We start from the raw sequence: 318 nt of genomic DNA on the forward strand, positions 1-318 counted from the left end.
CATCTACAGCACCTGGGTGAACATTAGCTCGGGTGTCGTCGCAGTCGGTGTTGTTGGCAACATAACCCGAAGGCGCTACACAAGCGGATGTTGAACTACTTGGAGTACCATATCCATCGTGATCAGCATCTAAATAGAATACAATTCCAGCTAAAATTGCGCTATTATTATCATTACAATCTAAATTGTTAGTTACTCCTGAGCAGGCTGCAAAAGTAGTAGATCCATAGCCATCGCCATCGTTATCCACATAAAGCAATGTATTTGGATAACAATCAGAATTATTAGTTACCCCACAAGCTACTAAATCAGGAGAAC

Annotated in this window: 1 pseudogene; it reads right to left on the reverse strand. The window is 41.5% G+C overall.

Going from position 1 to position 318, the window contains the following annotated elements:
- Nucleotides 1-318: pseudogene (locus ACODSI_RS15100) on the reverse strand (hypothetical protein); the annotation flags it as partial.

The organism is Flavobacterium sp. FG139 (genome assembly GCF_057809695.1).